At 60.4% G+C, this 25901-nt stretch carries 24 protein-coding genes and 3 pseudogenes; 15 read left to right on the forward strand and 12 right to left on the reverse strand.

From position 1 onward, the window contains the following. Window positions 1–2 precede the first annotated feature (2 nt). The 7 genes and pseudogenes from hpaH to MKS11_RS15905 all read right to left on the reverse strand — a co-directional run bounded on the left by hpaH (window position 3) and on the right by MKS11_RS15905 (window position 5271). Window positions 3–806, reverse strand: a complete 804-nt coding sequence (gene hpaH, locus MKS11_RS15875; protein ID WP_004204180.1) for a 2-oxo-hept-4-ene-1,7-dioate hydratase — start codon at window positions 804–806, stop codon at window positions 3–5. Between the two features lie 137 nt (window positions 807–943). Next, window positions 944–1324 (reverse strand): 5-carboxymethyl-2-hydroxymuconate Delta-isomerase, encoded by a 381-nt coding sequence (locus MKS11_RS15880; protein WP_017899124.1) that lies wholly within the window; start codon window positions 1322–1324, stop codon window positions 944–946. Between the two features lie 9 nt (window positions 1325–1333). Beyond that, window positions 1334–2191: a 3,4-dihydroxyphenylacetate 2,3-dioxygenase gene (gene hpaD, locus MKS11_RS15885; protein WP_002887492.1), complete on the reverse strand. Its 858-nt coding sequence runs from the start codon at window positions 2189–2191 to the stop codon at window positions 1334–1336. Window position 2192: 1 nt separating this feature from the next. Further along, window positions 2193–3659 (reverse strand): 5-carboxymethyl-2-hydroxymuconate semialdehyde dehydrogenase, encoded by a 1467-nt coding sequence (gene hpaE, locus MKS11_RS15890; RefSeq protein WP_064178547.1) that lies wholly within the window; start codon window positions 3657–3659, stop codon window positions 2193–2195. Then, window positions 3656–4420, reverse strand: a complete 765-nt coding sequence (locus MKS11_RS15895) for a fumarylacetoacetate hydrolase family protein (RefSeq protein WP_087771780.1) — start codon at window positions 4418–4420, stop codon at window positions 3656–3658. The genes hpaE and MKS11_RS15895 overlap by 4 nt, the downstream gene beginning before the upstream one ends. Beyond that, on the reverse strand, window positions 4417–5049 hold the full coding sequence (locus tag MKS11_RS15900; protein ID WP_087771779.1) for a fumarylacetoacetate hydrolase family protein: 633 nt from the start codon (window positions 5047–5049) through the stop codon (window positions 4417–4419). Before MKS11_RS15900 ends, MKS11_RS15895 begins: the two co-directional genes overlap by 4 nt. A 57-nt stretch (window positions 5050–5106) precedes the next feature. Then, window positions 5107–5271 (reverse strand): annotated as a pseudogene (locus tag MKS11_RS15905) (hypothetical protein). A gap of 64 nt (window positions 5272–5335) precedes the next feature. Between MKS11_RS15905 and hpaR the strand changes: the two are divergent. Then, window positions 5336–5776, forward strand: a complete 441-nt coding sequence (hpaR, locus tag MKS11_RS15910; protein ID WP_002887503.1) for a homoprotocatechuate degradation operon regulator HpaR — start codon at window positions 5336–5338, stop codon at window positions 5774–5776. A gap of 3 nt (window positions 5777–5779) precedes the next feature. On the opposite strand, the gene MKS11_RS15915 is transcribed toward hpaR, so the two are convergent. The 4 genes from MKS11_RS15915 to MKS11_RS15930 are packed head-to-tail and all read right to left on the reverse strand — an operon-like array spanning window position 5780 to window position 9336. Continuing rightward, the gene (locus MKS11_RS15915; protein WP_284109622.1) at window positions 5780–7042 is read right to left on the reverse strand and encodes an FAD-dependent oxidoreductase; all 1263 of its coding nucleotides are present in this window, start codon (window positions 7040–7042) and stop codon (window positions 5780–5782) included. Further along, on the reverse strand, window positions 7023–7286 hold the full coding sequence (locus MKS11_RS15920) for a (2Fe-2S)-binding protein (RefSeq protein WP_004204189.1): 264 nt from the start codon (window positions 7284–7286) through the stop codon (window positions 7023–7025). The genes MKS11_RS15915 and MKS11_RS15920 overlap by 20 nt, the downstream gene beginning before the upstream one ends. Further along, window positions 7283–8392, reverse strand: coding sequence for an FAD-binding oxidoreductase (locus tag MKS11_RS15925; protein ID WP_064151049.1), 1110 nt, complete (start codon window positions 8390–8392; stop codon window positions 7283–7285). Before MKS11_RS15925 ends, MKS11_RS15920 begins: the two co-directional genes overlap by 4 nt. Next, a complete protein-coding gene (locus MKS11_RS15930) occupies window positions 8389–9336 on the reverse strand; it encodes a 4-hydroxyproline epimerase (protein WP_284109623.1) in 948 nt (315 codons plus the stop codon). Before MKS11_RS15930 ends, MKS11_RS15925 begins: the two co-directional genes overlap by 4 nt. Window positions 9337–9646: 310 nt before the next feature. Between MKS11_RS15930 and MKS11_RS15935 the strand changes: the two genes are divergently transcribed. From MKS11_RS15935 to MKS11_RS15955, 5 genes are all read left to right on the forward strand, one after another. Further along, window positions 9647–10471: an AraC family transcriptional regulator gene (locus MKS11_RS15935; protein ID WP_017899117.1), complete on the forward strand. Its 825-nt coding sequence runs from the start codon at window positions 9647–9649 to the stop codon at window positions 10469–10471. A 151-nt stretch (window positions 10472–10622) separates the two neighbouring features. Then, the gene (locus MKS11_RS15940) at window positions 10623–11543 is read left to right on the forward strand and encodes a dihydrodipicolinate synthase family protein (RefSeq protein ID WP_004204197.1); all 921 of its coding nucleotides are present in this window, start codon (window positions 10623–10625) and stop codon (window positions 11541–11543) included. 14 nt (window positions 11544–11557) lie between these two features. Continuing rightward, window positions 11558–13162, forward strand: a complete 1605-nt coding sequence (locus tag MKS11_RS15945) for an aldehyde dehydrogenase (NADP(+)) (protein ID WP_284109624.1) — start codon at window positions 11558–11560, stop codon at window positions 13160–13162. 15 nt (window positions 13163–13177) lie between these two features. Next, window positions 13178–14779 carry an APC family permease gene (locus tag MKS11_RS15950; RefSeq protein ID WP_087771777.1) on the forward strand — a complete coding sequence of 534 codons (1602 nt, stop codon included), beginning with the start codon at window positions 13178–13180 and terminating at the stop codon, window positions 14777–14779. An 11-nt stretch (window positions 14780–14790) separates the two neighbouring features. Further along, on the forward strand, window positions 14791–15801 hold the full coding sequence (locus MKS11_RS15955) for an Ldh family oxidoreductase (RefSeq protein WP_087771776.1): 1011 nt from the start codon (window positions 14791–14793) through the stop codon (window positions 15799–15801). Window positions 15802–15830: 29 nt separating this feature from the next. Here MKS11_RS15955 and MKS11_RS15960 read toward each other — a convergent pair whose 3' ends face one another. Continuing rightward, the gene (locus tag MKS11_RS15960) at window positions 15831–16364 is read right to left on the reverse strand and encodes a GNAT family N-acetyltransferase (RefSeq protein ID WP_017899113.1); all 534 of its coding nucleotides are present in this window, start codon (window positions 16362–16364) and stop codon (window positions 15831–15833) included. Window positions 16365–16396: 32 nt separating this feature from the next. Between MKS11_RS15960 and MKS11_RS15965 the strand changes: the two genes are divergently transcribed. The 9 genes and pseudogenes from MKS11_RS15965 (at window position 16397) to MKS11_RS16005 (ending at window position 25880) form a co-directional block, all read left to right on the forward strand. Beyond that, window positions 16397–17227 carry a GNAT family N-acetyltransferase gene (locus MKS11_RS15965; RefSeq protein WP_004886436.1) on the forward strand — a complete coding sequence of 277 codons (831 nt, stop codon included), beginning with the start codon at window positions 16397–16399 and terminating at the stop codon, window positions 17225–17227. Between the two features lie 99 nt (window positions 17228–17326). Then, window positions 17327–20092 carry a sigma 54-interacting transcriptional regulator gene (locus MKS11_RS15970; RefSeq protein ID WP_284109625.1) on the forward strand — a complete coding sequence of 922 codons (2766 nt, stop codon included), beginning with the start codon at window positions 17327–17329 and terminating at the stop codon, window positions 20090–20092. Window positions 20093–20191: 99 nt separating this feature from the next. Next, window positions 20192–20613 (forward strand): annotated as a pseudogene (locus tag MKS11_RS15975) (PTS sugar transporter subunit IIA). 14 nt (window positions 20614–20627) lie between these two features. Next, window positions 20628–21098, forward strand: coding sequence for a PTS sugar transporter subunit IIB (locus tag MKS11_RS15980; protein ID WP_004886443.1), 471 nt, complete (start codon window positions 20628–20630; stop codon window positions 21096–21098). 16 nt (window positions 21099–21114) lie between these two features. Further along, window positions 21115–21894 (forward strand): PTS mannose/fructose/sorbose/N-acetylgalactosamine transporter subunit IIC, encoded by a 780-nt coding sequence (locus MKS11_RS15985; RefSeq protein WP_087771775.1) that lies wholly within the window; start codon window positions 21115–21117, stop codon window positions 21892–21894. After that, a complete protein-coding gene (locus MKS11_RS15990; protein ID WP_023319679.1) occupies window positions 21872–22723 on the forward strand; it encodes a PTS system mannose/fructose/sorbose family transporter subunit IID in 852 nt (283 codons plus the stop codon). The genes MKS11_RS15985 and MKS11_RS15990 overlap by 23 nt, the downstream gene beginning before the upstream one ends. Window positions 22724–22735: 12 nt before the next feature. Further along, entirely contained in the window at window positions 22736–23797 is a 1062-nt protein-coding gene (locus MKS11_RS15995; RefSeq protein WP_065697293.1) for an SIS domain-containing protein, read from the forward strand. A 17-nt stretch (window positions 23798–23814) separates the two neighbouring features. Further along, window positions 23815–24825, forward strand: a complete 1011-nt coding sequence (locus tag MKS11_RS16000; protein WP_165474139.1) for an SIS domain-containing protein — start codon at window positions 23815–23817, stop codon at window positions 24823–24825. 133 nt (window positions 24826–24958) lie between these two features. After that, window positions 24959–25880, forward strand: a pseudogene (locus MKS11_RS16005) (Rpn family recombination-promoting nuclease/putative transposase). Window positions 25881–25901: the final 21 nt, after the last annotated feature.

Genomic DNA, 25901 nt, shown 5'->3' on the forward strand with positions numbered 1-25901 from the left:
CCTCAGACAAAGCGGCAGCTGATGGCGCCCATATTGCCGTAGTCGACATGGAAGGTATCGCCCTTGCGTGCCGGTACCGGACGGGTAAAGGAGCCGCCGAGAATAATCTGCCCGGCTTCGAGCTGAACATCGTACGGCGCCAGCTTGTTGGCCAGCCAGGCCACGCCGTTGGCCGGGTGATTGAGCACCCCGGCGGCGACGCCGGTCTCCTCAATCACGCCGTTGCGGTACAGCAGGGCGGAGATCCAGCGCAGATCCAGCTCGTCGGGTTTAATCGGGCGGCCGCCGAGGATCACCCCGGCGTTGGCGGCGTTATCGGAAATGGTGTCGAACACTTTGCGCGGGCGCTGGGTTTCCGGATCGATGTTGTGGCAGCGGGCGTCAATAAGCTCCAGCGCCGGAATAACGAAGTCGGTGGCGTTGTAGACATCAAACAGCGTGCAGTTCGGGCCGCGCAGCGGTTTGGCCAGCACGAAGGCCAGCTCGACTTCGATACGCGGAACGATAAAGCGGTCGGTGGGGATATCGCTGCCGTCGTGGAAGAACATATCGTCAAGCAGCGCGCCGTAGTCCGGCTCGCTGATCTGCGAGCTGGCCTGCATGGCTTTTGAGGTCAGACCGATCTTGTGGCCTTTGAGTACGCGGCCTTCGGCGATCTTCATCTCGACCCACTCGCGCTGGACGGCGTAAGCGTCCTCAATGGTGATCGACGGATAATCCAGCGAGATCGCGCGGATCTGTTCACGCTGTTTTTCAGCCTGATTCAGCCGCTGGGCAATCAGGGTTCGGGTCTGTTTATCGAGCATAGTGATTCCTGTGGCATTACCGGAAATGTGCACAATCAAGTAGCCCGGGCGAGGCGTTTACGCCGACCCCGGGGTGGCCCGGAGCAAACCCCGGCGTCGCGTTGCTCGGCCGGGCTACCAGCTTGAGCCTCGATGTATTATTTAAATAACGCGTGCACGTTGTTCTGTTTGTAGTTCAGCGTCGGGTCGAGCTCTTCCATGGCGAACGACAGCGCCAGGTAGCGACTCTCCATCAGCGCCGCGAAATGGGATTTGATCAGCGCGAACAGCATATCTCCCACGTCCTGACGGCTCTCCAGGCTGCGCCCGGAGCCGATCTTCAGCGTCATATGGACAAAGGCGTAATCCTGCTTGCCGTCGGCCATCTGCCAGGTATCGAGCCAGTGGGCACGGCTGCGGATCCCGCCGATCGGAAAGATGCCGGTGGCGGCCAGCGCCTCGTTGACTTTGGCGAACAGTCCGGGCAGATCGGCCTGCTCGCGGATGTTGTCGGTACATTCGGCGATAAAATGCGGCATGGGGCCCCCTTACGCCTGCGCCGGCAGCGGGAACACGGCGTTAACCTGGCCGGTACCGGAGCTGGCGAACAGCTCGGTGATAAACTCCACCTTGCCGTCATATTTATCCCAGCCCAGCAGGCCGAGCAGCATCACCGTGTCGTGCATGTTGCCTTCGCCGTAGCAGTAGTCGGCGTACTCCGGCAGCATGGTGCAGAACTCTTTAAATTTGCCCTCGCGCCACAGCTTCACCACCCGCTCATCCATCTGATGATCGAACTCGCGGGTGTAGCTGTTCATCCCCTCTTCGGCGCGTTGATCGTCGATAAAGCGGTGCGACAGCGAGCCGCTGGCCAGCACCGCCACGGTGCCGTCATATTTCTCAATGGCTTTGAGGATCGCTTCGCCCAGCCTGCGGCTGTCGGCAAAGTCGTGAACGGTACAGAAGGCGGAAATAGACACCACCTTGAAGTGCTTATCGCTGTTCATGTAGCGCATCGGCACCAGGGTGCCGTACTCCAGCTTCAGGCTCGGAATATTGTGCGCTTTGGCGCGTACCCCGAGCTTCACCGCCTCGTCGGCGATGAGCTGGCCCAGCTCCGGGTTGCCGTCGTAGTCGTAGGTCATGTCGCGAATAAAATGCGGCAGTTCGTTACTGGTGTAGACGCCCTGGAAATGGTCGGCGCAGTTGATGTGGTAGGCGCTGTTGACCAGCCAGTGGGTGTCGAACACGATGATGGTATCGACGCCCATTTCGCGGCAGCGCTTGCCAATTTCTTTATGTCCGTCGATAGCGCCCTGGCGGCAGCCGTGGTTTTTCCCGGGCAGCTCAGACAGATACATCGACGGCACGTGAGTGATTTTTGCTGCTAACGCTAACTTACCCATATCAGACTCCCCATTTCGGGATCGGATGGTCGCCCATCGAGATGCAGACGTTTTTCATTTCGGCGAACACTTCAAAGCTGTACTCGCCGCCTTCGCGGCCGGTGCCGGAGGCCTTCACGCCGCCGAACGGCTGACGCAGGTCGCGCACGTTCTGGGTGTTGACGAACACCATCCCGGCTTCAATACCGCGCGCCAGACGCAGCACTTTGCTGACGTCCTGGGTCCAGATATACGACGCCAGGCCGTATTCCACATCGTTAGCCAGGCGCAGCCCTTCCGCTTCGTCTTTGAACGGCAGCAGGCAGGCGACCGGGCCAAAAATCTCTTCCTGCGCGACGCGCATGCGGTTGTCGACATCCGCCAGCACCGTCGGGCGCAGGAAGTTGCCGGCTTTCAGATGCGCCGGCAGGTCGGACGGCTTATCCGCGCCGCCGGCCAGCAGGGTGGCCCCCTCTTCGATGCCGAGGCGAATGTAACCGGACACTTTCTCCCAGTGCTGTTGGCTAATCAGCGCGCCGACCTGGGTATTCGGATCGGTCGGATCGCCCACGCGCAGGCGGTTGGCGCGCTCGGCGAAGCGCTTGACGAACTCCGGATAAATACTCTGCTGAATAAAGATGCGCGAGCCGGCGGTGCAGCGTTCGCCGTTGATCGAGAAGATGGTGAACAGCGCGGCGTCGAGCGCGCGCTCGATATCGGCATCTTCAAAAATCAGCACCGGCGATTTGCCGCCCAGCTCCATGGAGTACTTTTTCAGCCCGGCGTTTTTCATGATGTTGCGCCCGGTGGCGGTGCCGCCGGTGAAGGAGACGGCGCGCACATCATGATGGCGCACCAGCGCGTCGCCGGCGGTGGCGCCGTAGCCCTGCACCACGTTCAGCACGCCGGCCGGGATCCCGGCCTCCAGCGCCAGCTCGCCCAGACGATCGGCGGTCAGCGGAGACAGCTCGGACATTTTCAGCACTGCGGTATTGCCTAAGGCCAGGCACGGCGCCACCTTCCAGGTGGCGGTCATAAACGGCACGTTCCACGGCGACACCAGCGCGCAGACGCCCACCGGCTGCACGAGGGTGTAGTTGAGCATCTTGTCGTCGACCGGATAGGTCTTGCCGTTCATCTGCTGGCACACTTCGGCGAAAAATTCGAAATTGTGTGAGGCGCGCGGGATCAGCACGTTTTTGGTCTGGTGGATAGGCAGGCCGGTATCGGCAGTTTCCATCGCCGCGATCTCCGGGACGTTCTGATCGATCAGATCCCCCAGGCGGCGCATCAGGCGCGCGCGCTCTTTCATCGGCAGGTTAGCCCACTTCGGGAAGGCCGCTTTCGCCGCCGCTACCGCCTGATGGACTTCACTTTCACCGCCGGCGGCGACTTCCGCCAGCACTTCGCCGGTGGCCGGGTTGGTGGTATGAAAATAGTCTGCGCCGGCAACGTTTTTACCGTTAATCCAATGGTTAATCTTTTTCATGACAGTGTCTCCTCATACGCTTGCTGGCTGATGATATGGTTGACCAGGCGGCCCACGCCCTCGACTTCAACGATCACCTCGTCGCCCGGCACCACGTCGGACAGCCCCTTCGGCGTGCCGGTGGCGATCATGTCGCCCGGTTGCAGGGTCATAAATTCGCTTAAGTAAGCGATGAGGAACGGGATGCTGAAGATCAGATCGGCGGTGGTGCCCTGCTGGCGCAGCTCGTCGTTGACCCAGGTGCGCAGCGCCAGATTATGCGGATCCGGGATCGCCTCTTTGCCGACGATCCACGGGCCGATCGGCGTCAGGGTGTCGCGGCTTTTCACCCGCAGGTTCGGCCGATAGTAGTTTTCCAGATAGTCGCGGATCGCGTAGTCGTTGCACACGGTATAGCCGGCGACATAGTCCATGGCCTCGGCTTCGCTGACGCGGCGCGCGGTTTTACCGATCACCACCACCAGCTCGGCTTCGTAGTGCATGTATTCGACGTTATCCGGGCGTACCGACTGCTGCTGGTGGCCAGTAAAGGTGTTTGGCGCTTTGATGAACACCAACGGCTCGGTTGGCGGCTTAAACTCCAGCTCGCTGGCGTGGTCGGCGTAGTTCAGCCCCAGCGCGAACAGCGTGCCGTCGGCGGGCGGCAGCCAACGGAATTCACCTTCTTTTAATACCGTGCCATCGTCCAGGCGCACCTGGTCGCGTTCATCGACCAGCACGTCGCGTACCTGTCCCTGCCATTCAATGCGTGCCTGTTTCATGCCAGCTCTCCTTCTGCGACAACCGGGTTTTCCAGCGTCGGGAAACCGTCGGCGAGGATACGTACCCGGTCGCCGGGGCGCAGCGTGACGCGGGAGTGGGGCGTACCGATGAGGATCGCGTCGCCGGGATTGAGGGTGGCGAACTCGCTCAAGGCGCTCAGCAGCTGCGCGGCGTTACGCTGCAGATCGCCGGTATGCCAGCTGTCCGCTTCGCGGCCGTTGATTTCGGTGATGATGGTCAGGTTATCGACGTTGCGCACCGGCGACAGCGCGCCGAGGGGGCAGAAGCCATCGCGGCACTTGGCCTTGATCGCCGGGCGATAAAAACTCTCTTCCGGCAGGCTGACGTCGTTAGCCAGCGCGTAGCCGGCGATATAGTTTGCCGCCTCTTCTTCCGCCACCTTGCGCGCGGTTTTGCCGACAATCAGCGCCACGGTGGCGCCGCTTTGCACGATTTCACCCGGCGGATAGGGGATCGCCTCGCCATCGCCAATCACGGTATTGCGCGGCTTGATAAACCAGACCGCGGTTTTCGGCGGCGTCTTGTAGGGGGCCTGTTGAAACGCCTCGCGCCAGGCGTCTAGCTGGCTGCGATGATTGAGCGCAACGGCGAAGATGGTACCTTTCATTCACCACTCCTCTGGGACTGATTTCGGTTCAAAGGGATTTCGTTAATATATTAATGATCATCTTTTATGCTTTGCGCTGAGGTTTAGCAACTGGAAGTGAATGTTTTGTGATCTGATTAACACAATATTTACACGTCAGTAACTTATTTATTATTAATCAACGAGTTGAATATTTTTCAGGGAAAGACTGGTACTTTTCAGGTGCAGAAACCGGTTGTACATGGCAGGATTAACGCTAATTATTAATTTGTTAATAAGTTTTAGATGAGGCCGTTGAGGGGAAACTATGCATGATTCATTAACCATTGCCTTGTTGCAGGCGCGTGAAGCGGCGATGGCCTACTTTCGACCGATCGTTAAACGACACAATCTCACCGAACAGCAGTGGCGGATCGTGCGGATCCTCGCCGAACGTCCGTCGATGGACTTTCACGATCTGGCTTTTCGCGCCTGTATCCTGCGCCCCAGTCTGACCGGTATTTTGACGCGTATGGAGCGGGATGGACTGGTGCTGCGCCTGAAGCCGGTTAACGATCAGCGCAAGCTATACGTCTCGCTGACGCCTGCCGGAACCGCGCTGTACGAAAGCGCCCAGGCGGAGGTGGAAGAAACCTATCGCCTGCTGGAGGCTCAGTTCACTACGGAAAAGCTGCAGCAACTGACCTCGCTGCTGGAGGAGTTTATTGCGCTTGGCGTCCCTGCCGGGCGCGGTGATGAAGAAGAGTAGCGGTTACGGCTCGGCGCTCAGCCTGGCGAGGGCAATAAGCGTTTCCGCGCGGGCGGGGGACAGCGGCTCTCTCGGCTGCGGCAGCGGCCAGCCATACAGCCAGCGGGCGCTGGCGGCGCAGGTGCGCCCTTGACAGGCGCCCATTCCGCAGCGCTGGGTCAGTTTGGCCTGCAGCCAGTCGTCGGCGGCAGCCACGTCGCCGCAGCGCACATCTTCGCAACGGCACAGCAGGCTCTCCGGCGTCGCCGCGTTTTTCAACGACTCTGCCAGCTGGAAGGTGCGGTTGATAGCCGCGGCGAAGCGCTGCCAGCGGGCGCGACGGGCAAATCGCGCCTGGGCCTGCTGGCTGGCACCGGCGGCGGCATACCCGGCGATTTCGCCCTCCACCAGCGCCAGCTCGCTCCCGCCGAAACCGGTGCACTCCCCGGCGGCGTAGACATCCGCGATGCTGGTCTCCTGCCAGCGGTTAACCTGGATCGCCTCCTGCGCCGTGGTGCAACCGAACAGCAGCCCCGTCTCGATATTGGGCACCAGCCCGTAGCCGATGGCCAGCTGATCGCAGGCGATAGTCCGCTCGACGCCGCGCTGGCGCAATGTCACGGCCTCCAGCCGCGTTGTGCCGTGGGCGCGGATCGCCTGGGCGCCGCTAAGATAGCCTTTCGGGGCCAGCGTCGCTAACTGGCGCAGCTTCTGCGGCCAGCGCCACAGCCCGCTGGCGAAGCGCAGCAGCGCCGGGAGCGCCGCTTGCTCAATGATATTCGTTACCTGGCCTCCGGCCTTATTCACCGTATCCGCCACCGCCAGCAGCAGCGGGCCGCTGCCGGCAATCACCACCTTTTCTCCTTTCAGCGACAGGCCCTGCTTGATCTGCGCCTGCAGGCCGCCCGCGCCGGTCACGCCGGGTAAGGTCCAGCCGGGAAAGGGCAGCGACAGCTCGCGCGCACCGCAGCAGAGGATCAGTTTCTGCCAGTCAACCACGCCCCCGCCGTCGGCGGTTTCAAACAGCACGCTGCGCGCGGAGGGGCGGGCAATCAGCCGCGCGCCGTTCACCATCCGGATGGCGGCAGACGCGGCGATGGCGTCGCGGTAGCGCCGGGCCAGGGCGGGCAGCGTCGTCTGCGGGCCGGCGCGCCAGATTTGCCCGCCGGGTGCGGGGTTATCGTCGAGAATAATGACCTGCTTATTGCAGGCGGCGGCAGAGAGCGCGGCCGCCATGCCGGCGGGGCCGGCGCCGAGGATTAAAATGTCACAGCGCAGCGTGTGCATAGCGGCTCCTTTCTATTTGCATGCCGGCCCGGCACAGGGTCTGGCAGGCCAGCACCCGCCGGCCGTCGACGGTGATCCGGCACTCCTGGCAGATCCCCATGCCGCAAAACGGCGCGCGGGGGTCGCCGTTAACCGCCTGGCGGGTGGTGGGATCGCCGGTCAACGCCAGCGCCGCCGCCACGCTGATCCCTTCCGGCACCGTCAGCGCTTCGCCATCGACAGTGATATTGAGCGTGTTATTCATGCGATCGCCTCCTGATGATACAGACGGGTCGGGAGCCAGGCCTCAGGCGCCAGCGGGCAGCGTTCGCCGAGGATCTGCGCCGCCAGCAGCTCAGCCGTCGCCGGGGCGGTGGTGACGCCCAGCCCTTCATGGCCCAGCGCCAGCCATACACCGCGGCGCGTGGGGTGCGGGCCAATCAGCGGATTGCCATCCTGTGAGGCGGCGCGCAGGCCGCTCCAGCAGCGGATGATATTCAGCGTCGCCAGCGCCGGCACAAAATGGCGGGCGCGATCGAGCATCTGCCCCAGCAAGGGGAGATCCAGCTGGCGCTCGCGGTTATCAAACTGGCGCGACGAGCCAATCAGCAGCTGGCCGGTGGGCCGCGGCTGCAGGTTAAAGGCCACCGAGGTGCCGCCGCCGTGGGCGCTGGCGCCGTAACCCAGTTCAACCAGCTGGTGATGCACCCGCGGCCCGTAGCGATCGGTTATCGCCAGTTGGCCTTTTTTCGGCCGCAGCCAGTTTTCCGCTAACAGCGCGTTGGCTTCAAGTCCGCAGGCCACCACGATGGCCCGCGCCTGTAGCCGTTTGCCGCTGGCGAGCTGTACCTGTGGTTCGGTAATCGCCTGCGCGCTGTCGCGCAGGCAGGTGAGATGGTCTCCGGCATCGGCCACCAGCCAGCGGGCGACGTTCGGCGCGTAGACGATACCATCGCCGGGCACCCATAGCCCGCCGGCCAGCCCGCTGCGCAGCAGCGGTTCGCGCCCGGCGATCTGCTGCGGGGTCTGCAGCTCGCTGTGGACCTGATAGCCTGCCAGCCGCCGCTGTTTTTCGCCCGCGACGGCCATCTCTTCTTCGCTATCCGCCAGCCACAGCGTGCCGCAGCCGCGCCAGGCGCAAGCGTCGGGCATCCGCGGCGTGATGGCGCGCCAGCGCGCCAGCGACCACGCCGACAGCGCCAGTTCGGCGGGGTCGTCATCCATGCACACCAGATGGCCCATACCGGCCGCTGTCGCGCCGGGCTGACCGTCGTCGATAAGCGTCACGCTCTGCCCCCGCTTCGCCAGCTGCCACGCGCAAGCGGCGCCGATGATCCCGGCGCCGATCACGATGACATCGCACGACTTCACGGGGCGATCCCCCAGCAAAAGGGATCGTCCGGGTTGAGGATCAACTGATTATCGCCGCACACCCAGGCTTCGCCGCGGATCGTGGGGATGATGCCCGCGGCGGCGCGCTGGTAGCTGGCGGTAAACTGGCTGCCGATGATGCTGGCCTGGCGCCAGATCGCTCCCGGCTGCAGTTTGCCATCCTGCGCCAGGCAGGCCAGCTTGGCGCTGGTGCCGGTGCCGCACGGCGAACGATCCCAGGCCTTTCCCGGACAGAGTACGAAGCTGCGGCTGTCGGCGGCATCGTCATCGGCGAACAGCTCGATATGATCGATAATGCCGCCGTCGTCGCCGCGGATCCCCGCGGCTTCCAGCCCCTCGCGCACCGCCCAGGCGTAGTCGGTGAGCTGTGGGATGTGCTCCGGGGTAATGGCGAACGGGTGATCGTTGATCAGGAAAAACCAGTTGCCGCCCCAGGCAATATCGCCGACGACGGGGCCGGGCGCGGTCTCCACGCGGACCTGCTTTTTCCAGCGGCGGGCCGGGACGTTTTGCACCGATACGCTGCCATCGTCGTGCAACGTGGCGCTTACGTCGCCGACCGGGGTTTCAATCAGATGTACGCCTGGCTGGATACGGCCAAGCCACGCCAGCGAGGCGATAAGCCCGATGGTGCCGTGGCCGCACATATTCAGAAAACCGGCGTTGTTGAAGAAAATGACGCCAGCGGTGGCCGCCGCCGAGACCGGCTGGCACAGCAGCGCGCCGACCAGCACATCGTTGCCGCGCGGTTCGAGAATCACCGCCTGACGCCAGCGATCGAAGTCACGGGCGAAACGGTCGCGGCGCTGCGCCATGCTGCCGCCGCCGAGGTCGGGGAAGCCGTCAACGATCAGGCGGGTGGGTTCGCCGCCGGTGTGTGAATCAATGGCTCTCAGCGCAATAGGGGGGCGTGGCGCGGTCATTCTGCTCTCCGAAAGTTAACAACATGTTTCATCATGCTGGCGCAACCCGGGGCGGGCGGCTTGAGCACTTTCGGCAGAGATAATGACGAAATCGGCATAATCGTGCCGGGGTGATGTGCATACGTTGCATAGTTATTTCTTATTAATCATTTGGTTAATGGCGTGGTAAACCGAAAGTGGCGATTGCGCCAGTGGATAAACCAGGGGAAGGCGTAAAGCGGATCCAGGATCGCAAAACCGGCGGTTACCGCTTGAGGTGTTAACAGGAAGTGAATAAATATCCTTCGGTCACTTACCATGAGGAAGCCCTATGATCGGTGTTTCTGAAGCGGCGCCGCCGCGCGCTGTTAATCAACCGGAGCTGGCGGTCGATGAGCTGAGCCAGATCTGCGAAGGGCTGGCGCGCCAGCGGCCGGAGAATATGCCGGCGCTGCTCAATGCCCTGGCGCTGATCGCCCCCCTGCTCAATGCCATCCCCAACGTGGTCTTTTTTATCAAAGACCGCGAGGCGCGTTATCTGCTGGCGAACCTGACGCTGGCCCGCCGCTGCGGTTTCAAAACCGTCTCCTCGCTGCTGGGGAAAACCTCCGCCGACGTCTTTCCTTCCACGCTGGGGCAGGGGTACACCGAACAGGATCTTCGGGTATTACGGGAGGGCGTGACCCTGCGCGACCAGCTGGAAATGCATCTCTACAATGGCCGGGAACGAGGCTGGTGCCTGACGCAGAAGCTGGCGCTGCGCGATGTCCGCGGTCAGGTGATCGGCATGGCCGGGATCTCTCACGATCTGCAGGAGGCCCACGCCCGCCATCCGGCGTGGCAGCGGCTGGCGATCGTCGACGATCATATCCGGCGCCACTATCACCGGCCGATCGCCATGGAAGAGTTGACCGCCCTAAGCGGGATGTCGATTGCGCAGATCGAGCGCTACTGCAAGCGGATCTTTCATCTCACCCCGCGGCAGATGATCCACAAAGTGCGTCTGGAAAAAGCCACCGAACTGCTGGCCGGCGATACGCCGATTACCGATATCGCCTTGCAGTGCGGCTATACCGATCACAGCGCCTTCAGCCGCCAGTTCAAAGCGATGACCGGCTCGACGCCGCGCGATTTTCGCCTGACGCTGCAGGGATAACGGCTGGCTCACACTTTTGTCGACTGTGCTAATTTCGTCATCGGATTAAGGGAAAACCGACAAGCCGCCGGTTCCGCTACGCGTCAATCTGTCAGTGAATATTCACCAATCATTCACCTCGACTTAACAAAATGACGACAAGGAACCGAGCATGAGCAATAAAGCGATTCACTGGAGCGGCGTATTCCCGGCGGTTAGCACGCAGTTTCGTAGCGATTACTCCCTCGATTTAGACGCCACCCACGCGGTGATGAAAAACCTGGTCAAAGATGGCGTTTCCGGGCTGGTGGTGTGCGGCAGCGTCGGGGAGAACACCTCCCTGAGCACTGATGAAAAATTGCAGATTATCGAAGTGGCGAAAGATGCCGCCGGCGGCAAAATTCCGGTGATCGCCGGGGTGGCCGAGTTCACCACCGCCTTTGCCCAGAAGATGGCGAAAGAGGCGGAGCGCGTCGGCGTCGACGGGATCATGGTGATGCCGGCGCTGGTCTACTCCTCAAAACCGCATGAAACCGCCGCCCACTTCCGCAGCGTGGCCACCGCCACCGACCTGCCGATCATGGTCTACAACAACCCGCCGATATACAAAAACGACGTGACGCCGGACATTCTCGCCACCCTGACCGATTGCGACAACATCGTCTGCTTTAAAGACTCCTCCGGCGATACCCGCCGCTTTATCGACCTGCGTAACACCGTTGGCGATCGCTTCGTGCTGTTTGCCGGGCTGGATGACGTGGTGGTGGAAAGTATCGCCGTCGGCGCGGAAGGGTGGATCTCCGGAATGTCCAACGCCTTCCCGCGCGAAGGGGAAACGTTATTCCGTCTCGCCCGCCAACAGCGTTACGAAGAGGCAATGGCGCTGTACCGCTGGTTCATGCCGCTGCTGCATCTCGATGCGCGTCCGGATCTGGTGCAGTGCATCAAGCTGTGCGAAGAGCTACTCGGACGCGGCAGCGCCGTGACCCGTCCGCCGCGTCTGGCGCTGGAAGGGGAAACGCGCCAGCAGGTGGTGGCGATCGTGGAACAGGCGCTGGCGACTCGTCCAGCCCTGCCGGACGTCGGCCTCTGAACCCAGGAGTCAGTATGAATGCATCTCAGACCATGGCGGGACGGCAGTTTATTGCCGGCCGCCGCGTTGCCAGCGGCGAGGCGACGCTATTGAGCCTGCGGGCGGTGGATGGGGAAGCCACCGGCCATCGCTTTTATCCGGCTTCATGCGAGGAGGCCGCCCAGGCCGCGGAGGCGGCACAGCAGGCGTTTGCCGTTTATTCACAAACCACGCCGCAGCAGCGGGCGCGCTTTCTCTGCGCCATTGCCGATGAGCTGGACGCGCTGGGGGAAGCGTTTTTTGCACTCGCCGAACAGGAGACCGCGCTGCCGCTGGCGCGGCTGCAGGGCGAGCGGGCGCGCACCAGCGGCCAGCTGCGGATGTTTGCTGGCGTGATCCTGCGCGGGGATACCTTCGCCGCCCGTATTGATACCGCCTTAGCCGACCGTCAACCGCTGCCGCGCCCGGACCTGCGCCAGTATCAGCAGGCGTTAGGGCCGGTGGCAGTGTTTGGCGCCAGCAACTTTCCGCTGGCCTTTTCCACCGCTGGCGGCGATACCGCCTCGGCGCTGGCGGCGGGCTGCCCGGTGGTGGTGAAGGCCCATCCGGGCCATATGGCCACCGCCGAGCTGACCGCTGAAGCGATCGTCCGGGCGGTCGCGCGATGCGGGTTACCCGGCGGCGTCTTCAATATGATTTTCGGGACTGATATCGGCGCCGAATTAGTCCGCCATCCGGCGATTCAGGCCGTTGGCTTTACCGGCTCACTGGCCGGCGGTAAGGCGCTGTATCAACTGGCGCAGCAGCGTTCGCAGCCAATCCCGCTGTTTGCTGAAATGTCGGCGATTAACCCGCTGATTATTCTACCGCAGGCGCTGCAGACGCGGGCCGAGGCGCTGGCGAACGAGCTGGTGGCGTCATTCACCCTCGGCGGCGGCCAGTTCTGTACCCGTCCGGGGCTGATTCTGGCGCTGCGCGGCGCCGGGCTGGAACGCTTTAAGTCGGCGCTGTGCGCGGCGGTAGCGGGCTCTGCGCCGCAGGTGTTGCTCAATGCGCCGACTCTCCAGCACTACCGCCAGGGCGTGGCGGCCCTGGCGGCGCACCCGCGTATCGAGAGGCTGGCGAGCGGCCTCGCCGCCGGCGCCGGGCAGGCGCAAACCCAGCTGTGGCAGGCTCAGGTCGAGGATCTGCTGGCGCAGGATACGCTGCTGCAGACCGAAGTTTTCGGCCCGCTATCGTTGCTGGTGGAAGTGGACGACGCGGTCCAGCTACAGGCGGTGGTGAAAGCGCTGCAGGGACAGCTCACCGCGACGCTACACGCGGAAGCGGACGACGGCCCGCTGGCGGCGAACCTGCTACCGCTGCTGTGCGAGAAGGCCGGACGGGTGCTGTTTAACGGTTATCCCACCGGCGTGGAAGTGTGCGATGCGATGGTCCACGGCGGCCCGTGGCCGGCGACGACCGATGCGCGCGGGACGTCGGTCGGCAGCCGGGCGATTGAGCGTTTTCTGCGCCCGGTCTGCCTGCAGAATGCGCCGGCCGCCCTGTTACCGCCGGCGCTGCAGGATGCGAACCCTTTGAACCTGCTGCGCCTGGTCAACGGCCAGTGGACCCGGGAAGCGATTTCCTCCTCTCATTGACGCAAGGGCATCACCATGACCATTCACACTACGCATAACAGTCAAACCCGCGTTGCTGAGTCGGGTAAGTTTAAAAAACAGCTGACCCTGACCGACCTCACCTTTATCGGCCTGGGCGCGATTTTCGGCTCGGGATGGTTATTCGCCGCCAGCCACGTCGCATCCATTGCCGGTCCGGCCGGGATCGCGTCGTGGGTGATCGGCGGCTTTGCGGTACTGCTGCTGGGGATTGTCTACTGTGAGCTGGGGGCGGCGCTGCCGCGCGCCGGCGGCATTATCCGCTACCCGGTCTTTTCCCACGGCGAGCTGATGGGCTATCTGCTGGGGTTCATCACCCTGATTGCCTTCTCCAGCCTGATCTCGATAGAAATCGTCGCCGCCCGGCAATACGCCGCGGCCTGGTTTCCGGTGCTGACCCAGCCGGGCTCCAGCTCGCCGACGCTGCTGGGGTGGGTAGTGCAGTTCCTACTGCTCTGTTTCTTCTTTGCGCTGAATTACTACAGCGTCAAGACCTTCGCCCGCTCGAACAACTTCATCAGCGTGCTCAAGTTTCTGGTGCCGCTGCTGGTGGTGGTGACGCTGTTCGCCTTCTTTAAACCGGAGAACCTGCACGCGCAGGGCATTGCGCCGTTCGGTATGTCCGGGGTGGAAGCGGCGATCAGCGCCGGAGGGATTATCTTCGCCTATCTGGGACTGACGCCGATTATCTCGGTGGCCAGCGAAGTGCAAAAGCCGCAGCGGACTATCCCTATTGCGTTGATTTTATCAGTGGTGCTGTCAACGATTATCTACGTGCTGCTGCAGCTGGCGTTCCTTGGCAGTATCCCCACCGAGATGCTGACCGGCGGTTGGGCCGAGGTGAGCAAACAGTTCTCGCTGCCGTATCGCGATATCGCCATTACCCTCGGCATGGGCTGGCTGGCCTTTATGGTCATTAGCGATGCGATCATCTCCCCGAGCGGCACCGGCAATATCTACATGAACGCGACGCCGCGGGTGATCTTCGGCTGGGCGAAGGCGGGCACCTTCTTTAAAGCCTTTACCCATATCGATAAAGCGTCCGGTATTCCGCGCCCGGCGCTGTGGCTGACCTTCGGGCTGTCGATTTTCTGGACGCTGCCATTCCCCTCATGGGAACAGTTAATTAGCGTGGTGTCGGCTGCCCTGGTGCTGAGCTACGCCATCGCCCCGGTTACTGCCGCCGGGCTGCGCCGCAACGCCCCGGATCTGCCGAGGCCGTTCCGCGTGCGCGCCTTCGCCATCATCGGCCCAGTGTCGTTTATGGTCTCGGCGCTGATCGTCTACTGGTCCGGCTGGAATACGCTCTCGTGGCTGCTGGGGCTGCAGATCGTGATGTTTGTGGTGTACGTGATGTGCAAAGGCAAGGTGCCGGAACATACCGTGAGCCTGGCGCAGCAGGTGAAGTCTTCGCTGTGGCTGATCGCTTTTTATGCGTTGATTATCCTCTTTTCCTGGCTGGGCAGCTTCGGCGGGCTTAATGTTATTGGTCACCCTTGGGATACGGTGCTGGTGGCGGCAATGTCGCTGGGGATTTATTACTGGGGCGCGCACAGCTGTCTGCCGCAGGCTAATTTTAGCGGAGACGAAGAAGAGTAAAGGAGAACAGTATGGAGTCGGTAACTCTATCGTTACCAGAAGCTTATGACCTGGCGCTGGCGGTGCTCAGCGCCAATGGATTCAGCGCCGACCACGCGGCGGCTATCGCCCGTAACGTGGCTGCCGGGGAGCGCGACGGCTGCGCTTCCCACGGCCTGTGGCGGCTGTTGGGCATTGTCGATACCTTACGTAAAGGTAAGGTATCGCCTGATGCCGAGCCGCAGATCCACGACCAGGCGCCGGCGATTGTGCGGGCGGATGCAGGGGGCGCTTTTTCGCTGCTGGCCTACGAGCGCGCGTTGCCGCTGCTGCTGGAGAAAGCGCGGCACAGCGGCATTGCGGCGCTGGCGATTAACCGCTGCGTCCATTTTTCCGCGCTGTTTGCCGATATTGAGCCGTTGACCGAGGCAGGGCTGGTGGGGCTAGCCTGTACGCCAAGCCACGCCTGGGTCGCCCCGGCGGGCGGCACCCGTCCGCTGTTCGGCACCAACCCTATCGCCTTTGGCTGGCCGCGGCGGGACAAGCCGCCGTTTATTGTTGATATGGCGACCAGCGCCGCGGCGCGCGGCGAGATCCAGTTGCATCAGCGCGCCGGCAAAGCGCTACCGGAAGGGTGGGGAATCGACAGCCAGGGGCAGCCGACCACCGATGCCACAGAGGTGCTGAACGGCGCGATGTTAACCTTCGGCGGCCATAAGGGCTCGGCGCTGGCGGCAATGGTTGAGCTGCTGGCCGGGCCGCTTATCGGCGATATGACCAGCGCCGAATCGCTGGCGTGGGATAACGGCGCGGGCGGTTTACCCTACGGCGGAGAGCTGATTCTGGCGCTGGATCCGCAGCGCTTTCTCGGCGCGCAGGCACAGGAGCAGCTGGCGCGCGCCGAAACGCTGTTCAATGCGATGCAGGATCAGGGCGCGCGGCTGCCGGGCGAGCGGCGTTTCGCCTGCCGCCAGCAGAGTGAGCAGCAGGGAGTGGCTATCAGCCGCGCCTTATATGATGAGATTTGCGCCTTGCGGCCGTAGCAAAGCGCAGAGCGCGGCGGGGCCGAACATCAGAGCGCCAGGCGCATGGCGCAGCGCGTCTCCGGCGGCAGGCCGTGCCGGGTCTCCTGTTCTCTTTTCGCCGCCAGCCCGGCGGGCAGGGTCAGCTCATCAAGCATGGCGAATCCCAGACGGGTATAAAACGGCGCATTCCACGGCACGTCGCGGAAGGTGGTGAGGGTCACCGCCGGGTAAGCCATTTGCCGGGCGCCGTCGATAACCTGCTCCAGCAGCATCCGCCCGATGCCCTGATGCTGCCAGGCCTGGTGGACGGCGACTTCGACGATAAATAAGGCATCGTCGAGCGGTTCGGTCAGAATAAAGCCAATCGGCTGCCCGGCGGCTTCCGCCAGCAGGCTATGCTCGGTTTCCAGATAATCATGATGACGCGCAACGCTAATCACCTCGCTGTCCGCCAGCCAGGCGAGAGCGGGGATCTGACGAAAAGCCTGAGCGGCGGAACGTTCAATGGCCGGCAGAAGGGCGATATCACTCTCCTCGGTCAGGCGTAATCCGGCGCCGGCAGTTATAGTGTTAGTTTTCATCACCTCAGCATAGCAGCCTTCGGGAGAAAAGTATGGAGCTGACCGCCGTTCCCGCCACGCAGTTCAGCAGCGTGCAGTTAACGGATATTCTTAACGCCTGTTTTGCAGACTATCTGGTACCGGTGACCCAGTCGGTGGAGGGATTTGTTCAGCGCTTTAGCGCCGAGGGGATGAGCCTGATCGATTCCCGCGTCTGGCTGGCCGGAGATGAACCGGCGGCGATCGCGATCGTCGCGCGTCGGGGGAATATGGCTCGCCTGGCGGCCTTTGCCCTGCGTCCGGCCTGGCGCGGCAAAGGTCTTGCACGGAAATTGATGCAGGAGCTGCTGATGCTTCTGCAGCAGCAGGAGATCGAGGCGGTTTCCCTGGAGGTGATCCGCGATAACCATGTGGCCGTCGCGCTGTATCAGTCGTTAGGCTTTACGCGGCGCTATGGGCTCTGCGGCTACCTGAGCGCAGAGCCTCAGGCTGCGGCGCCAGGCGTGTTACAGCCTTATCCCACCCTGGCGCTGCTTAGACGCGCCGTTGAGGAGAGTAACAGTCAGCTCCCCTGGCTGATGGATCCGCTTACCTTCGCCACCCTGCCATGCCGCGTCGTGACGCTGGAACAGCGCGCCTTCGCGGTACTGGGCACCTCGGGTTCACGGCCTGTACTGCAGTTTTTATGGGTTGAACCCGCCGCCCGTCGCCAGGGGCTGGCACGGGCGCTGCTGATGGCGCTGGCGCAGCAGTTCCCGGGTATCGGCACTTCGGTGACGGTCCCGGAAACCTTTACGCCGCTGTTTGCCGCGGCGGGATATTCACCGCTATCGCTGCAGCAGTATGAAATGACGATGGAGTTGACCGCAGCGAAGTTCGCTTAAGCGGGAGTGTGCGCTGGGCCGCAAAAAACAGCACGGGGCGCCGATAAGCCTCTCTTTTGCCGCATCATATCTCTTCGTAATGGCGACGAGGGGGATGTAATGCGTAAAACGGAACTGTTGGCTTTTTTGCAAAATCAGACCGATTTTTTCGATCCGGATAACCTGAGCGAAGTGTTCACCGCCAGCTGGCTGGCTCAGCGATTCGCGATGCAAAGAAATACCGCCAGCCATTATCTCAATCAGCTGGTCGCCCAGGACGTGCTGGTGAAGATCAACACCCGGCCGGTCTATTTTCTGCATAAAAAAGCCTTCTGCCAGCAGTTCTTCCCCCTTTCCCGCAGCGAGTACGCCAGCATGGCGGAGCTGCTCGCGGAGAGTGACCGCCAGCCGGAACAGGCGGACCATTTTTCGTTGCTGACCGGGCATGACGGCAGCCTGCGTAAACCGATTGAGCAGATGAAAACCGCGCTGTTTTATCCCAACGGCGGGCTACCGCTGCTGATCACCGGCGACAGCGGGACCGGTAAAAGCTATATGGCGGAGCTGATGCACGAGTTCGCGATCGCCCAGGGCCCGCTGGCGCCCGATGCGCCCTTCGTGAGCTTCAACTGCGCGCAGTATGCCAGTAATCCGGAGCTGCTGGCCGCCAACCTGTTCGGCTACGTCAAAGGCGCGTTTACCGGCGCGCAGAGCGATAAAGCCGGGGCGTTCGAGGCGGCAAACGGCGGGATGCTGTTTCTCGACGAGGTCCACCGCCTGGATGCTCAGGGGCAGGAGAAGCTGTTCACCTGGCTGGATCGCAAGGAGATCTACCGGGTGGGGGAGACCGCTCAAGGCCTGCCGATTTCGCTGCGGCTGGTGTTTGCCACCACCGAAGAGATTCACAGCACTTTTCTGACCACCTTTCTTCGTCGTATTCCGATCCTGGTCAGCTTGCCCGATCTTCAACACCGCAGCCGCGAGGAGAAGGAGGCGCTAACGCTGCAGTTTTTCTGGCAGGAGGCCCGGACGCTGGCCGCCCGGCTGCAGCTAACGCCGCGGCTTTTGCAGGTCCTGACGCAGTACGTTTATCGGGGCAACGTCGGCGAACTGAAGAATGTGGTGAAGTACGCCGTGGCATCAGCCTGGGCCAGGTCTCCGGGCAGCGAGATGCTGACCGTGACGCTGCACGATCTGCCGGAAACGATCATGGCGGCGACGCCGGCGCTCAGTGAAGCGATGGGCCAGCAGGAGCCGCTGCTAATCGAGCCGCAGACCAGCCTGGTCTGGCTGCTGCGGGCGCGCGACCCGATTCAGGGGCTGATCTATGACGTTCAGTGTCGGATTTTGGCGCTGCATGAAGCGGTGCTGAATAAAAAAACGGTCTGGGAAGAGGCGCAAAGAAGCATGGGGGAGGAGATTGAAACCCTCTTCGATCGGCTGATCTTTGATAACCAGGATGCCAGTAGCTCGCAGATGTTGCTGCTGATCGCCCATCAGGTGCGGGAGGAGTATTATCGCCTGGAAAAACGCTTCAATATCCAGTTTAACGGTAACTGTCTTTACGCTCTGAGCCACTACCTGATCCATCGATCCCGTCAGGCGCCGTCCACGATGAGCAATGAGAAAATCCGTCTGCTGGCGGATTTTCTGGCAAACAAATTCCCGCTGCTGTATCGCTTTTGCGAAGCGATCCTCGACGCGCTGGCGCTGAAGCTGGATATTGAGCCCCAACGTATTGACCTGCTGTTGCTGGTGCTGTGGTTCCAGAAAAATGGCGCTATTAGCCAGCAGCAGGTGACCCGGGCGATTATTCTCGCTCACGGTTACGCCACCGCCAGCAGCATCGCCAGCGTGGCGAACCGCTTGCTGAAAAGCCCGCTGTTTGAGTCATTCGACATGCCGCTCGACGTGACGCCGGAGGCTATCGCTAATCAGGTGATGGCCTACATTGAGCGCCACGCGCTGGCGTCAGGACTGATCATTTTGGTCGATATGGGATCCCTGAACGCTATTCACAGCCATTTTAATCGTCGTCTGAACACGCCGGTGGCGATTATTAACAATGTCTCCACCGGCATGGCGATGTACGTCGGGGAGCGGATTTTGCACGGCGATATGCTGGAAGATATCGTCCGCGAGATCGGCGATGATCTGGCGGTTGAGCACCAACTCTATTACCCGCAGACCGATAAACCGCGGGCGATTTTGACCACCTGCGCCACCGGACTGGGCGCGGCGGCGAACCTGTCGGCGCTGTTAAAAGCCAGCATCCCTGAAGCGCTTGGCATTGATATTGTGGCCTGTGATGTGGAGACCCTTGCCGATCCCGCGCGGCGGGAGCCGATGCTCAGCCGCTACGAGGTGCTGGCGATCGTCGGCACCCTCGATCCGCATCTTGCCGATCTCCCGTGGATCTCGCTGGATTCGCTGATTTCCGGCGAAGGAAGTCGCCCGCTGATGCGTATCTTCGGCGAACTGGCGACGGCGGAGCAGGTTAGCGAGATCAACAACCTGATCCTGAAAAACTTTTCGCTGCGGCGAGTGATTGAGTCGGTGACGATCCTTGATACCGCGAAGGTGATCAACCAGGTTGAGCAGTTTTTGCTGCGCTATGAGCATCTGGCCGGGTACGAGGTGCCCAACGAACGTAAGGTAGCGCTGTATGTGCACATCAGCTGTCTGATAGAGCGGTTAATTCGCCACGCTTCCCCAACCCATTATTCGGGAAGGCAGTGTCCGGAGCGCGAGCTGGCTACGCTGCGCGAGGCTTTTAGTGTCATAGAGAGCGGATATAGTGTCAAAATTCCCGTTGTCGAGCTCTATTACATTCACGACATCCTGACGCGGGAAACGGAATTTATTCAGGAAGATCAAGAGTTTTAACGCTTCTCTCCCTTTTGTCCTTACGTTAGCCGACGCGCCACTGTTTCTGGCACGTCGGTTGCAATTAAGAAAGCAGTGGAATGCGCTTTCGAGGTAAGGATGAAACGACACTATATTTTTGCCAGCCACGGCACCTTTGCTAACGGTTTGTTGAACTCTGTGGAGCTGATCCTCGGTAAACAGCCGGATATTCATACTCTGTGCGCCTATGTAGAAGAGGAGGTCGATCTGACGCAGCAGGTGGAGGCGCTGCTGGCGCGTTTCCCGGCGCAGGATGAACTGATAGTGATTACGGATATTTTCGCCGGCAGCGTCAATAATGAGTTTGTGCGTTTTTTATCGCGCCCACATTTCCATTTATTGTCTGGGTTAAATCTACCGTTAATTATTGACCTGCTTATTTCTGCAGCGGAAGAGAATACCGAAAAATTAATTTCTGAAGCATTAATCAACGCCAAAGAGAGCATTCAGTACTGCAATCAGAGTATTGCCGGGCGATGACTATGGATAAAGACTTCTGAAATGAGGATGCATGATGATTACGTTATTAAGGGTTGACCATCGATTACTTCACGGCCAGGTAGCCTTTTCCTGGACCCAATATGTCGGTGCCGATTGTATTTTAATCGCCAACGACAGTGTCCCTGAAGATGAACTGCGGAAAACCACCATTAAGCTTGCTAAACCACCCTCGGTAAAGCTGGTGATTAAAAATATAAATGATTCTATTGAAGCGATAACAAGTGGGGTTACCGATAAATATAATTTATTTATTGTTGTGGAATCGGTCAATGACGCCTGGCGTATTGCCAGCGCCGTTGAGGAAATAAAAAGTATTAATCTCGGTGGGATTAAGGCCAAAGAGGGCAGTAAAAATATTTCTAAGGCGATTAATTTACTGCCGGAGGAAATAGAGCAGTTGCAACAACTGGTGGGCAAAGGCGTCGAGGTGGAAATTCGCCAGGTCCCGAACGATCGCAAACAGCTTTTTACGGAATGCGTGTAATTCCGGAGGACAGATTATGGTAGAGGCTCTCTTACTGGGTCTGGTGGCGTTTATCGCGCAATCGGAATATGCCTTAGGGACGTCGCTGATTTCCCGGCCAATCGTCACCGGGCTGCTGACCGGTCTGGTGCTGGGGGATGTGCAGACCGGCGTCATCATGGGCGCGACGCTAGAGCTGGCGTTTATCGGCTCGTTCTCCGTTGGCGCCTCGATCCCGCCCGACGTGGTGACCGGCGGTATTCTCGGCGTGGCGTTCGCTATCACCTCCGGCGCGGGCACGGAAACGGCGCTGTTGCTCGGCCTGCCTATCGCCACCCTGACCCTGATCCTGAAAAACGTTTATCTGGGGATGTTCATTCCGTTGCTCAGCCAGAAAGCGGACGGCTATGCGGAACGGGCGGATACGCGCGGCATTGAGCGGATGCATTTGATCGCCGGATTCGGCCTGTCGCTAATGCTTGCCACGGTGGTGACCGTCTCATTCCTGGTGGGCAGCAACGCGGTGAAATCTCTGCTCGATGCGATCCCAGAATTTATCAAACACGGGCTTAGCGTAGCCACCGGGATCATTCCGGCTCTCGGCTTCGCGATGCTCGCCAGGTTGCTGATTAACAAGAAAGTGGCGCCGTACTTTTTCCTCGGCTTTGTATTGATGGCCTATTTGAAAATCCCGGTGACCGGTATCGCCATTCTCGGCGCCATCGTGGCGGTGGTGATGGTTAACGTCACCGCATTTAGCGCACCTCGTACCCCGACAGAACAAGGAGTCAGCGATGACGACGAAGATGATTTCTGAAGAGACCCTGCAGCCGCAGGAGCAGGAAGAAACGCGAATTACGCCGCGTGATTTACGCCGGGTGTTCTGGCGCTCCTTCCAGATGGAGTTCTCGTGGAACTATGAGCGACAGATGAATCTTGCCTTTGTTTACGCGCTGATCCCGGTGCTGAAGAAGCTCTATCCGCGCAAAGAGGAGCTGGCCGGGGCGTTGAAACGCCATCTGGTGTTCTTCAATACCACGCCGCATATCGTCACCCTGCTGCTGGGGATCACGACGGCGATGGAGGAGAAAAATAGCCAGCAGAAAAATATGGATGCCAATGCGATTGATAACGTCAAAGCTTCGCTGATGGGGCCGCTGGCCGGGCTGGGAGATTCCTTTTTCTGGGGGACGCTGCGCCTGATCGCCACCGGTATCGGCACCAGCCTGGCGCTAAAAGGCAATATTCTCGGGCCAATCCTGTTTCTGCTGGTATTTAACGTGCCGCACATTCTGGCGCGCTGGTGCTTTACCCGCTGGGGCTACGTGCTGGGCACCGGCGTCCTGCAGCGGATCCAGAAGAGCGGAATGATGGAGAGCCTGACCTACGGGGCATCGATTATCGGCCTGATGGTGGTCGGGGCGATGACCGCCTCAATGATCGATATCACCATCCCTGTCTCCTTTGGCGCCGGGGAGGCCAAAACCCAGGTGCAGGACATCATCAACGACATTCTGCCCTGCATGCTGCCGCTGGTGAGTTTCGGCATCGTCTACTGGCTGCTTGGGCGCAAGGTTAAACCGCTCTCTATTATCGGCGGAATGGCGCTGGTGGGCATTCTGGGTTCGTGGATCGGATTGTTTTAACGGGAGTGAGCTATGCAACCAACAATGATGACCTATATCAGCGAAGAGCCGGCCTGTCTGGCGCAGATCCTGCGCGACTACCGGCAAAAGCTGGCGGCGATTGAGACCTTTGCCCGCCAGCACCCGGTACGCCGAATTTTGCTGCTGGCGACCGGATCGTCGCTGAACGCCGCGCTGTGCGCGCGCTATTTCTTTGAACAACGCTTCGGCGTGCTGGTTGACATTAAAGAGCCGTACAACTTTACCCATTACGAAGCTATCGACCCGCATACCGATCTGGTGGTGGCGATTTCACAGAGCGGAAAAAGCGCGTCGACGCTGGAGGCGATGCGTAAGGTACAGGCCTCAGGACTGCCGGTATTTTCCCTGACCTCCGACCCGCAAAGCCCGATAGCCCGCGCTTGCGATGGCGTTCTCGATATCAATACCGGGATCGAGAGCGTAGGGTTTGTCACCCGCGGCTTTAGCGCGACAGTGCTGAATCTGCTGCTGATGGCGCTGATGATTGCCCGCAGCCAGGGGAAGGCCAGCGAAGTCGAGGAGCAGCACTATCTTGCCGAATTCCAGCGGCTGGCGGCGGCGATCCCGGAAGTTACCGCCCGCACCGCATGTTTTATCGACAAGCATAGCGAAGCGCTGCGGGGAGGTGAGCGCTTTGTCGCTACCGGCTACGGCGCGCTGGTTGGCGTGGCGAAGGAGTTCGAAACCAAATTTACCGAGACGGTGCGCGTGCCTTCCAGCGGCTTTGAGCTGGAAGCCTATATGCACGGCCCCTATCTGGAAGCCAATGCCCGCCATGTGATGCTGTTTATTGAAGATACGCCGGACGGGCGAACCCGGGCGCTGCGCGACTATATGGCGCCGTCCATTGCCCGGGCCTTTACCCTGACGTTGAGCGACGAAGAGGATGAACAAACGCTGGCGCTAAACTGCCCGTGCGAGCATCACCTGGCGCCGCTGTTGCTGATTGTCCCAGTGCAGATGCTCGCCTGGCATACCGCAGGACTGAAAGGCATCGATCTGGCTAAACGTATTTTCGACGATTTTGACCGCGTCTTAAAAAGTAAAATCTGATTATTCAGGAGAAAACTATGTTGGGTTTTAATCAGGACGAGTACCTGACCAGTGCTCGCGAGATCATCGCTGCGCGTAAACAGGCTGAAACCGTGGCCAACGCTATTTATGACAGCGGCTGCAGCGCATTATTTTTTGCCTCGGTTGGCGGTTCCCTGGCCCCGATGATGGCTATTAATGAGTTTGCCAAAGAATTAACCAGCGTACCGGTTTATCTTGAGCAGGCGGCGGAATTAATCCATCGCGGGCATAAAAAATTAAATAAAGAGGCGGTTGTCGTCACGCTCTCTAAATCCGGCGATACCAAAGAGTCGGTGGCCATTGCCGAATGGTGCAAGGCGCAGGGGATACGCGTTGTAGCCATTACCCGTCATGCCGATTCGCCATTGGCTGCCGCCGCCAGATGGCATATTCCGATGTGCCATAAGAATGGCGTGGAATATGAGTATATGCTGCTGTACTGGTTATTCTTCCGCGTGATTTATCGTCACGGCGAGTTTGCTGAATATGCGCGTTTTGCCAGCCAGCTGGAATTGCTGCCGGAAAATCTGCTAGAGGCCAAGCGCCAGTTCGATTCGCAGGCGGATAAAATTGCCGCGCAATACCATAATAGCGACTACATGATGTGGATTGGCGGGGCGGAAATGTGGGGGGAAGTCTATCTGTTCTCGATGTGTATTCTCGAAGAGATGCAGTGGAAGCGGACGAAGTCGGTAAGCTCGGCTGAATTTTTCCACGGTACCCTGGAGCTGCTGGAAAAAGAGGTCCCGTTGTTTCTGGTGAAGGGTGAGGGGAAATGCCGGGCGCTGGACGAGCGCGTCGAACGCTTTGCCGAAAAGATAACTGACCATCTGGTGGTGATCGACCCACGCGACTATCCGCTGAACGGCATTGATGATGCGTTCCGCTGGATTATGGCGCCGTGCGTGGTGTCCACTCTGCTGGTGGACCGGCTGGCGGCCCACTTTGAGCACCATACCGGCCACGACCTGAATATCCGCCGTTATTACCGGCAGTTTGATTACTAAATCTTGCCCATGGCGGCCAGTCAGACTGGCCGCTCCGCTATTCTCCGAGGCGCTTCCCAGACAATCATCGTCAAATCCAGCCGGGTAAAAACCGGTGGTAGAGTCCGGCTTTCCTTCTCTTTCAGGCAAGCGGATGGCCATGAAAAAACGGATGACCTCAACGCCGCATGATGCGGTCTTTAAACGATTTCTTCGCCACCCGGAGACAGCGAATGATTTCCTCATGCTCTATCTTCCCGAAGCGATCCGCCAGCGGTGCGATTTCGCTACCCTGAGGCTGCAATCGGCGAGTTTTATCGATGAGGATCTGCGCGCCTGGTATTCGGACGTGCTGTGGTCGGTGCGGACCACCTGCGGGGCGGGATATATTTACGTGGTGATAGAGCATCAGAGCTCGCCGGACAACCATATGGCTTTTCGTCTGATGCGCTATGCGATTGCCGCGATGCAGCGACACCTCGACGCCGGGCACAAAACGCTGCCGCTGGTGGTGCCGATGCTGTTTTATCACGGCGCAACCAGTCCGTATCCTTTTTCCCTCAACTGGCTGGATGAATTTGCCGACCCGCAGCTGGCGAAGAGGCTGTACGGCAATCCAGTTTCCATTGATCGACGTCACGGTCATGCCGGACGATGAAATCGTGCAGCATCGGCGGGTCGCCCTGCTGGAGCTGATGCAAAAGCATATTCGCCAGCGCGATCTCAGCGACATAACGGAGTCGTTGGCGGCCGTGGTGATGCTGGGATACACTAGCCCCCGGCAGTTGAGAATGCTGTTTCACTATATGCTGCAGTACGGTAACACGGCCGAGCCGGGCGTGTTTCTCCGCCGGCTGGCCCGCCGTCTGCCACAGTATGAGGAGACATTGATGTCTATCGCGCAAAAGCTTAAGCAGGAAGGTCGACAGGAAGGGCGCCTTGAGGGCTTACAGGAAGGGAGCCGGCGTGAGGCGCTGCGCATTGCCGGCAGCATGTTACAGAATGGCCTCGACAAAGAGACGGTACAGAAGATTACCGGACTGTCGGCTGACGAGCTCAAGCCGCTGTATTGCTAACACCCCGCCACCCAAACCGTT

This window comes from Klebsiella sp. K5-45 (genome assembly GCF_030128605.1).
GTDB lineage: Bacteria > Pseudomonadota > Gammaproteobacteria > Enterobacterales > Enterobacteriaceae > Klebsiella > Klebsiella quasipneumoniae.